The sequence below is a fragment of the Umezawaea sp. genome, from assembly GCF_036375055.1.
Lineage (GTDB): Bacteria > Actinomycetota > Actinomycetes > Mycobacteriales > Pseudonocardiaceae > Umezawaea.
This window is the reverse complement of record NZ_DASUSQ010000104.1, coordinates 1-10,696: the sequence shown is the minus strand read 5'-3', so window position 1 is coordinate 10,696 and position 10,696 is coordinate 1. Positions and strand designations below refer to the sequence as shown.

2 protein-coding genes are annotated in these 10,696 nt (G+C 74.6%); both read right to left on the bottom strand.

Translation table 11 applies throughout. The features are described 5' to 3' along the window. On the bottom strand, positions 1–1,136 hold a 1,136-nt coding region (locus tag VFZ92_RS27210; RefSeq protein ID WP_330878886.1), incomplete at its 3' end, for a beta-ketoacyl synthase N-terminal-like domain-containing protein. 20 nt (positions 1,137–1,156) lie between these two features. Next, the coding region (locus VFZ92_RS27205; protein WP_330878885.1) for an SDR family NAD(P)-dependent oxidoreductase at positions 1,157–10,696 on the bottom strand (9,540 nt) is incomplete at its 5' end.

Genomic DNA, 10,696 nt, shown 5'->3' with positions numbered 1-10,696 from the left:
GTGTGGCCGATGTTGGACTTGACCGAGCCCAGTAGGAGGGGCTGGTCGCGTTGTTGTCCGTAGGTGGCGAGCAGGGCTTGGGCTTCGATGGGGTCGCCGAGTCGGGTGCCGGTGCCGTGGGCTTCGACGAGGTCGATGTCGTGGGTGGTGAGTCCGGCGTTGGCCAGCGCGGCGCGGATGACGCGTTGTTGGGCGAGGCCGTTGGGGGCGGTGAGGCCGTTGGAGGCGCCGTCCTGGTTGACGGCGCTGCCCCGGATGACGGCGAGGACGCGGTGGCCGTTGCGGCGGGCGTCGGACAGCTTCTCCAGCAGCACCAGGCCGACCCCCTCCGCGGCGCCCATGCCGTCGGCGTCGGCCGAGAACGCCTTGCAGCGACCGTCGGCGGCCAGCCCGCGCTGCTTGCTGAACTCCACGAACACCGACGGCGTGGACATCACCGTCGCCCCGCCCGCCAGTGCGAGCGTCGACTCGCCCGACCGCAGCGACTGCGCGGCGAGGTGCATCGCGACCAGCGACGACGAGCACGCCGTGTCGATGGTCACCGCGGGCCCCCCCAGGCCCAGCGTGTAGGCCACCCGGCCGGACACCACGCTGCCGACGTTGCCGGTCAGCATGTGGCCCGACGCGTCGGCGGAACCGGCCGCGAGCGCCGCGTAGTCCATCCCGGCCACCCCGGCGAACACCCCGGTCGCCGTGCCGCGCAACGAGGTCGGGTCGATGCCCGCGTCCTCGATCGCGTGCCACGACGTCTCCAGCAGCAGCCGCTGCTGCGGGTCCATCGCCAGCGCCTCGCGGGGCGAGATGCCGAAGAAGTCGGCGTCGAACCCCGCGACGTCGTCCAGGAAACCGCCGTGCCGCACGTAGCTCGTGCCGGGGTGGTCGGGGTCAGGGTCGTGCAGCCCGTCCAGGTCCCAGCCGCGGTCGGCGGGGAACTCGCCGACCGCGTCACCGCCCTCGACCACCAGCCGCCACAGGTCCTCAGCCGACCCGACCCCGCCAGGGTACCGGCAGCCGACGCCGATGATCGCGATCGGTTCGGTGAAGCGGCCTTCCGCGTCCCGCAGCCGCTGTCGCACGTCCCTGGTCTCAGCGATCGCCTTCTTCAGGTACTCCCGCAGTTGCCGTTCGTCGGCCACGTCTCAGCTCCTCAGCGCTTTCACGGTGTCGTGTCGTCCAGCAGGCGGAACAGCTCCTCGTCGCTGGCGTCGTCGAGGTCGTCCGCGGGTACGGCCCCGGTGAGCTGCTCCCACCGGCCGCGCAGGAAGCGCACCCGGTCCGCCACCCGTTCGTCGGTCGCGGTGGTCTCGTCCAGCGCGGACAGGAACCGGTCCAGATCGGCCAGCAGCGGCTCGACCGGGTCGGCGTCCGGCGGGGCGAGCTCGGCCAGCAGGTGCGCGGCCAGCGCCTCGGCGTTGGGGTGGTCGAACGCCGCGGTCGCGGGCAACCGCACCCCGGTCGCCGTGGCGAGCCGGTTGCGCAGCTCCACCGCGCTCAGCGAGTCGAAGCCGAGGTCGCGGAACGCGCGGCCGGTCGGCACCGCCGTGCCCGACGAGTGCCCGAGCACGACCGCCGTCTGCTCGCGCACCATCGACGTGAGCAGCTTGACCCGGTCGGTGGCGCTCAACGCGGCGAGCCGGTCGACCAGGCCGCCGGTGTCCGACACCGCCGACGCCTTGCGCAGCGCGGGCCGCACGAGGTCGCGCAGCAGCGGTGCGACGGGCCCGGAATGGGCGGCGAGGTCGAGGCGCGCGGCGACGAGCACCGCGTCGGACGCGCCGTCCGCGGCGTCGAGCAGCGCCAGGCCGTCCGCCGTGGCCAGCGCCGTCATGCCGCCGCGGGCCATGCGGTCGAGGTCGGTGCCGGTGAGTCGTGCCGTGGTGCTGCTGCGCTCCTCCCACAGCCCCCACGCCACCGAGGTCGCGGCCAGGCCCACGGACCTCCGGTGCTCGGCCAGCGCGTCCAGGAACGCGTTGGCCGCCGCGTAGTTGCCCTGGCCGGGCCCGCCGAACACGCCCGCCGCCGACGAGAACAGCACGAAGGCGGACAGGTCGGCGTGCCGGGTCAGCTCGTGCAGGTGCCACGCGCCGCGGGCCTTGGCCGCGAACGCCCGCGCGACCTGGTCCGGCGTCAGCTCCTCGACCACGCCGTCGTCGACCACCGCGGCGGCGTGCACCACGGCGGTCAGCGGGTGCTCGGCGGGGATCGCGTCGAGCACGGCGGCCACCTGCGCGCGGTCCGCCACGTCACAGGCCACGACGTCCACGTGCGCGTCCAGGCCCGTCACGTCGGCGGTGCCGCCGCGGCTGAGCAGGACGAGCCTGCCGACGCCGTGCGCCGTGACGAGGTGCCGTGCCACCACAGCGCCCAGCGTGCCGCTCGCGCCGGTGACCAGCACGGTGCCGGACGGGTCGAGGGCTCGGGGGAGCGTGAGCACGACCTTGCCGACGTGCTTGGCCTGGCTCAGGTGCCGCAGCGCCTCCGGTGCGCGCCGCACGTCCCAGCAGGTCGTGCGCGGCGGTCGGAGCGCTCCCCGGTCGAACAGCGCGACCAGTTCCCGCAGCATCTCCCCGATCCGGTCCGGTCCGGCCGCCGACACCAGCTCGTACGGCCGGTAGTCGACCCCCGCCGGGGTCTCGGAGCGCAGGTCGGTCCTGCCCATCTCCAGGAACGTCCCGCCGGGCGCGGTCAGCCGCAGCGAGGCGTCGAGGAACTCGCCGGTCAGCGAGTTGAGCACCACGTCGACGCCCCGGCCTCCGGTGGCCGCGCGGAACCGCTCCTCGAACGCGAGGTCGCGGGAGGAGGCGACGTGGTCGGCGGGCAGGTCCAGCGCGGACCACTTCGCCGGGGACGCGGTCGCGAACACCTCGGCTCCCAGGTGCTCCGCCAACTGGGTCGCGGCGGTGCCGACCCCGCCCGCGGCGGCGTGCACCAGGATCGACTGGCCGGCGCGCAGCCCGGCCAGGTCGACGAGCCCGTAGTAGGCGGTCAGGTAGACCACCGGGATGGCGGCGGCGGTGGTGAAGTCCCAGCCCCGCGGCATCGGCGCGAGCAGCCGCCGGTCGGTGACGGCCGCGGACCCGATCGCGTCGCGGAACATCCCGAACACGCGGTCGCCGGGCGCCAGGTCGGTCACCTCGGCCCCGACCTCGAGCACGACACCCGCCGCTTCGCTGCCGATCGTGGCGTCCGGGTCCGGGTAGAGGCCGAGCACGACCAGGGTGTCGCGGAAGTTGACCCCCGCCGCCCGCACCGCGATCCGGACCTCGCCGGGGGCGAGGGGAAGCCGGTCCCGCGGCTCGGCGGTGAGGTCGTCGAAGCTCCCGTCCACGGCTTTGGCCAGCACCCAGTCGGAGTCCTCCGGCAGGACGACCTCACCGGCGCCGTCCGCCTTGTGCAGGCGCGCGGCGAGCACCACGCCGCCCCGCACGGCGACCTGCGGCTCACCGGAGCCCACCGCGCGCCGGACGGCGTCGGGGTCCACGTCGCCGACGACGTCGAGCAGGGTGAACCGGTCCGGGTGTTCGGCCTGCGCCGAGCGCAGCAACCCCCACGCCGAGGCCGCCACCGGATCCGTCGTGACACCACGGCCGACCACGACGAGGCGGGGTTCGCCGACGCGGTCCTCGGCGAGCCAGGACCGCACCACGCCGAGGAGGTCGAGGACACCGGCCTCGGCCTCGGCGGCGAGGTCGCCGGACCGTGCCGGGAGCACGTGCAGCACCGCTTCCGCGACGTCCGGGTCCACGGCGCCCAGTGCCGTGGCCAGGTCGGGGTCGCCGACGACCGCGAGGCGCTCCGGCCCGGCCTGCGCCTCCACCGGGACCCAGCGGACCGCCAGCAGCGGGCCGGCCTTCCCCGGACGCGGACCGTCCACGGACATCGGCCTCAGGCGCAGCGAGCTGATCTCCGCGACCGGCTCGCCGGTCCCGTCCGCCGCCTGGACGGTGATGCCGCCCCCGCCGTCGGGGCTCAGCCGCACCCGCAGGCTCGTGGCGTCCACCGCGTGCAGGACCGCCGAACTCCAGGAGAACGGCAGGTTCTTCCCGCCGCGCTGGTCCTCCGGCAGCAGGTCGCCCAGCGCCAGCGGGTGCAGCGCGGCGTCGAGCAGCGCCGGGTGCAGGCCGAAGTCCGCGACCTGGACGTCCCCCGGCAGCCGCACGTCCGCGAAGACCTCGTCGCCCCGCCGCCACGCGGCGCGGACACCGCGGAACGCCGGGCCGTAGGAGAGCCCGAGGTCGCTGTAGCGGTCGTACAGGTCGTCCACCGCGACGGCGGTCGCGCCCGGAGGCGGCCACGCCCGGAGGTCCGCCGCCGCCGTGGGACGGGACCCGCCCAGGGTCGCGCTCGCGTGCCGCGTCCAGGGCGAGTCCTCGGCGGCGTCGTCGGGACGCGAGTGGCACACCAGTCCGCGCGTCCCGCCGGGGGACGGCGGGTCCACCACCACCTGGATCCGCACACCGCCGTCGGGCGGCAGCACCAGCGGCGCCTCCAGCGTCAGGTCCGCCACGACCGGCGCGCCCGAGTGCCAGGCGAGGTCGAGGAACGCGGTGCCCGGCACGATCACCGTGCCGTCGACGGCGTGGTCGGCCAGCCACGGGTGCGTCCGCGTCGAGACCCGACCGCTGAACAGCAGACCACCGTCGGCCAGCGCGACCGCCGCGCCGAGCAGCGGGTGCTCCGCGCCGACCAGGCCCACCGAGCCGAGATCACCCGCGCCGCCGCTGGGCGCCGCCCAGTACCGCTCGTGGTCGAACGGGTACCCCGGCAGCTCCACGCCGCCGCCCTCGCCGAACCACGAGGCCCACGCGACCGGCAGCCCGTGGTTGTGCGCGCCCGCCAGAGCCCTGGCGAACCGCGCCCGCCCACCCTCGCCGCGGCGCAGCGTGGGCAGCGCCACCGCGTCCGGCAGCGTGCCGTCCACCGCCGCCGCCAGCACCGGGTGCGGACTCACCTCCAGGAACACGGTGTGCCCCGATCCGTCCAGCGACCTGATCGCCTCCTCGAACCGCACCACCTCGCGGAGGTTGCGGAACCAGTAGGCGCCGTCCATCCCGCTGCCGTCCTGGAACGTCCCGGTGACCGTCGAGCAGAAGGGGATGGCGCCGGGCGCGGGGGCCACGTCCCGCAGCGCGGCGTCGAGGCGGTCGCGCAGGCCGTCCATCATCGGCGAGTGCCCGGCCGTCCGGATGCCCTTGATCATCCTGGTGCGCACGCCGCGAGCGCCGAGCGCCGCCTCGTACTCCTGGAGCGCGGTGAGCTCGCCGGACACGGTGACCACGTCCGGGGCGTTCACCGCCGCGATGGACAGCTTGTCGCGCCAGGGTTCCAACGCCTCCTGCGCCCGCTCGGCCGGCAGCGTGACGCTGAGCATCCCGCAGGGGCCGGTCAGGTCCACCAGCGCCGCGCTGCGCTCGACCACCACGCGGACCGCGTCCGCCAGCGTCAGGATCCCGGCGACGTGGGCCGCCGCCACCTCGCCCTGCGAGTGCCCGACCACCGCGTCCGGCTCCACGCCGTGTGCGCGCCACAACGCCGCCAGCGCCACCATCGTCGTGAACAGCACGGGCTGCACCACGTCGACCTCGTCCAGCGGCACCCCGTCCACCAGGGTGTCGGCCACCGACCAGTCCAGGTGGCGGGAGAACTCGCGGTCGCACGCGGCCACGGCGTCGCGGACGACCTCGGACTCCGCGATCAGGCCCGTCATCATGCCCGGCCACTGCGTTCCCTGCCCGGGGAACACGAACGCCACCTTCGCGCGTCCGTCCGCCGTGCCCGTGGCGACGTCCGGGTGCGGCACCTCCGCGGCGAAGGCCTCCAGCGCCGCGCGCAGCCCGGCCTCGTCGTCGGCGAGGAACGCGGCCCGGTGCGGCAGCGCCGCCCGCGCGGCGGTCGCCCGTGCGAGGGCCGCGACCGGCGCGTCCACGTCCAGCAGCGCCTTCGCCTGGTTCCGCAGGGCTGTCGGGGACTTCGCCGACAGCAGCACCGGCGCCAGGCGCGGTTCGACCTCGGGAACGGGTGCCGGCTCGGTCTCCGGCGCCTGCTCGACGATCACGTGCGCGTTCGTGCCGCTGATCCCGAACGACGACACGCCCGCGCGCCGGACCCGTTCGCCGCGCGGCCACGGCACGGTGTCCACCGGCAGCGCCACGGCACCAGCCGACCAGTCGACGTGCGGCGTGGGGGCGGTGGTGTGCAGCGTGCGGGGCAACGCCTCGTTGTGCAGTGCCAGCACCATCTTCAGCACGCCCGCGACGCCCGCGGCGGCCTGGGTGTGGCCGATGTTGGACTTGATCGACCCGAGGTGCAGCGGGTGCTCCCGGTCCTGCCCGTAGGCCGCGATCACCGCCTGCGCCTCGATCGGGTCGCCGAGCCGGGTCCCGGTGCCGTGCGCCTCCACCGCGTCCACATCGGACGGTCGAAGGCCGGCGTCGGCCAGCGCGGCCCGGATGACCCGCTGCTGCGCCGGACCGTTGGGCGCGCTCAGCCCGTTGGACGCGCCGTCCTGGTTCACCGCGCTGCCGCGCACCACGGCGAGCACGCGCCTGCCGTTGCGCACCGCGTCGGAGAGCCGTTCCAGCAGCACGACCCCGACACCCTCGGCGAAGCCCGTCCCGCTCGCGTCCTCGGAGAACGCCCGGCACCGACCGTCCGAGGACAGCGCGCCCTGCCTGCTGTAGTCCAGGAACAGCGTCGGGGTGGACATCACCGTGGCGCCGCCCGCCAGCGCCAGGGAGCAGTCGCCGTCGCGCAGGGCCCGAACCGCGAGGTGCAGCGTCACCAGCGACGAGGAGCACGCCGTGTCCACGGTGAGCGCGGGCCCCTCCAGCCCCAGCGCGTAGGACACGCGGCCGGAGACGACGCTGCCCGCGTTGCCCGTGCTGCGGAAGCCCGCGATCTCCTCCGGCAGCTCACCCGCCCCTTGCAGGTAGTCCTGGTACATCACGCCGGTGAACACGCCGGTCGCCGAGCCGCGCAGCGACGTCGGGTCGATGCCGCCGTGCTCGATCGCGTGCCACGTGGTCTCCAGCAGCAGTCGTTGCTGGGGGTCCATGGCGAGCGCTTCGCGGGGGGAGATGCCGAAGAACGCCGCGTCGAAGTCGGCCACGCCGTCGAGGAAACCGCCCTGCCGGACGAGGTCGCCCATGCCGTCGAGGTCCCAGCCGCGGTCGGTGGGGAAGTCCTCGACCGCGTCCCGCCCGTCGAGCAGGAGCCGCCACAGGTCGTCCGGCCCGTGCACACCACCGGGGAAGCGGCAGCCGATGCCGATGATCGCGATCGGCTCTCCCGCCGCCCGCTCCGCGACGTGCGCCTTCTTCGGCGTGGCGTCACCGAGCAGCTGCTCGGCGAGGTGCCGGGCGAGCACCTCCGGGGTGGGGTGGTCGAACACCAGGGTCGCGGGCAGGCGCAGCCCGGTCGCCTCGGCCAACCGGTTGCGCAAGGTCACCGCGGTCAACGAGTCGAAGCCGAGGTCGCGGAACGGCTGCGTCGGGTCGAGGGCGTGGCCCGTCGGGTGGCCCAACGCGGTGTTCGCGTGGTCCTCGACCAGTTCCAGCAGGACTTCCCGCGGGTCACGGCCGCGCAGCCGCGCGGCGAGGTCCGACTCCACCACCGGGGTGTCCTCGGACGCCCGGCGACGTCCCGCGGTCGGCACCAGCCCTTCGAGCAGCGGCGGGACACCGCCCGCCCGCAGGCGGCGCGCGTCCAGGCTCAGCGGCAGCAGGACGGGCTGCCGGGCGCCCAGCGCCGAGTCGAACAGCGCGAGCCCGTCCTCGGTGCCCAACGGCCGCAACCCGCTGTCCGCCAACCTTTCCCGGTCGCCGTCGGCCAGGTGTCCGGTCGTGCCGGTCGCCTCCGCCCAGAGCCCCCACGCCAGCGACGTGGCCGGGAGACCCCGGTTCACGCGGTGGTGCGCGAACGCGTCGAGGAAGGCGTTGGCCGCGGCGTAGTTGGCCTGGCCGGGACCGCCGAACGCGCCCGCGGCGCTGGAGAACAGCACGAACGACGCCAGGTCCCCGGTCGCCGCGTCCAGGTTGAGCGCCCCCTGGACCTTCGGCGCCAGCACGGTGACCAGCTGCTCGTCGGTGAGCCCGGCGAGGGTCGCGTCGCTCAGCACACCGGCCGCGTGCACCACGGTGCCGAGCGGGTGCTCCGCCGGGACCTCGCCCAGCGCGGCGGCGAGCTGGTCGGCGTCGGCGACGTCGCAGGCCACCGCGCGGGCGTGCGCGCCCAGGTCGGCGAGCTGCTCGGCGAGCGCCTCCGGCCGGGTGCGGCTGAGCAGCAGCAGGTGCTTGACGCCGTGCCGCGTGACGAGGTGACGCGCGAGGTGCCCGGCGAGCACCCCGCCCGCTCCGGTGATCAGCACGGTCCGGTCCGGATCGAGGGGCGCGGGCTCGGGTGCGGCCACGCGCGCGAGGCGCGGCACGGAGACCAGACCGTCGCGCACCGCGATCCTCGGCTCCCGCGTGGTGAGAGCGTGGTGCACGGCGGCTGCCGCGTGGTCGAGTCCGCCGTCCGGCAGTTCCACCACGGTGAACAGTCCGGGGTGCTCGGCCTGCGCGGTGCGCGTCATCCCCAGCAGGGCCGCGGTCACCGGGTCCGCCCGCTCGTCACCCGTGACGAGGACCAGCGGGACCTCCCGGTCGAGCCAGGACCTGAGCGTCCGCAGGTGGTCGCGCAGCCGTGCCGTCACGACCTCGCCGACGTCACCGGCACCGGTCGGGTGGCACACCAGCAGCACCGCGTCGGGCTTCCGCTCGACCGATGCGGCGGCGTCGACGTCCGGCCAGGTGCGCACCGCGACCCCGGAACGGGCGAGCGCGTCCGCGAGCGCCTGGTCGCCGATCACGTCGTAGGAGGTGCCGGGGGGAACGGAGGGGAGCTGCCCGGTCGGCGTCCAGCGCAGGTCGAACAGCGCGCCGCGCCGCGCGGCCGACGGTGTCGTGACCGGGCGCAGCCGCAGGCCCTCGATGGTCGCGACCGGTGCGCCCGCCTGGTCGGCGACCGCGAGGGACACGGAGTCGGCGGCGTTCGTCGTCAAGCGCACGCGCAACCGGGTCGCGCCGACCGCGTGCAGGCAGGCGCCGGTGAACGAGAACGGCACCAGCACCGGCCCGTCCTCCTCGCGGCCCAGCGCGAGCGGGTGGAGCGCGGCGTCGAGGAGCGCGGGGTGCAGTCCGAAGTGGAGGGTGTCGGTGCCCTCGGGCAGCGCGACCTCGGCGTAGGTGTGCACGCTGTCGCGCCACACGTCACGCACGCACTGGAACGCGGCCCCGTACTCCAGGCCGTGCTCCGCCAGTTGGTCGTACAGACCCTCCACCGGTACCGGTTCGGCACCGGGCGGAGGCCAGTCGACCAGGTCGACACCGGCGCTCGGCAGAGGCGCCAGCGAGCCGGTCGCGTTGTGCGTCCACTCCTCGCCCTCGACACCGGTGTGCACGAGGACGGTGCGGGAACCGTCCTCCTCCGGCGCTCCGATCCGCAGGCGGACCCTGGTCGCGCCCTTCTCCGGCAGCACCGCGGGTGCGTGCAGCGTCAGCTCGGCCACGGCGAGGTCACCGCTCGCGGCCCACACCAGCTCGGTGATCGCGGTGCCGGGCAGCAGCGCGGTCCCGTCCACGGCGTGCTGGTCGAGCCACGGCTGCGCACCGGGGTCGATCAGTCCGGTGTGGACGGACGAGCCGTCCGGGAGGTCGACCTCGGCGGTCAGCAGGGGGTGGTTGACCGGCCTCTGCCCGGAGTGGACGGCGTCGGTCCGCACAGCCCTGGAGAGCCAGTGGTGTTGGTGTTGGAAGGGGTAGGTGGGGAGGGTGGGTGGGGGTGTGGTGGGGGGTGGTGTGGGCAGGGTGGTGGGGGTGCCGGTGGTGTGGGTGTGGGCGAGGTTGTGGAGGAGTTGGGTGTGGGGGTGGGTGTGTTTGTGCAGGGTGGGTGTGGTGGTGGCGGTGGGCAGGGTTGTGGTGGTGGGGGTGGTGAGGATGGGGTGGGGGCTGGTTTCGATGTAGTGGGTGTGGTGGTGGTTGTGCAGGGTGGTGAGGGTGTGGTGGTAGCGGACGGGGTTGCGGAGGTTGTCGTACCAGTAGGTGGGGGTCAGCGTGGTGGTGTCGAGTTGTTGGGTGGTGAGGGTGGAGTAGAAGGCGGTGTGGCTGGGTTGGGGGGTGATGGTGATGTCGAGCAGGGTGTCTTGCAGGACGGTCATGTGGGGGGTGTGGGAGGCGTAGTCCACGGGGAGGAGCCGGTTGTGCACGCCTTGGGTGGTCAGGGTGGTGAGGAGGGTGTGGATGCCGTCGGGGGTGCCTGCGACGACGGTGGCGGTGGGTGAGTTGTAGGCGGCGATGTGGACTTCGGGTGGGAGGAGTGGTTGGAGTTGGTCGGCGGGTAGGTCGACGGAGGCCATGGCGCCGGTGCCGGCGATGGAGAGCAGTGCTTGGGCGCGGTGGGCGGAGATGAGGGCGGCGTCGGTGAGGGTGAGTGCTCCGGCGATGTGGGCGGCGGCGATTTCGCCTTGGGAGTGGCCGATGACGGCGTCGGGGTGGACGTCGTGGGATTGCCAGACTTTGGCCAGTGCGGTCATGACGGTGAACAGTGCGGGTTGGACGATGTCGACGCGGTCGGCTGGTGGTGCGCTGGGTGATTGGCGTAGGACGTCGATGACGGACCAGCCGGTGATGGGGAACAGGGCGGCGTCGCAGTCTTCGAC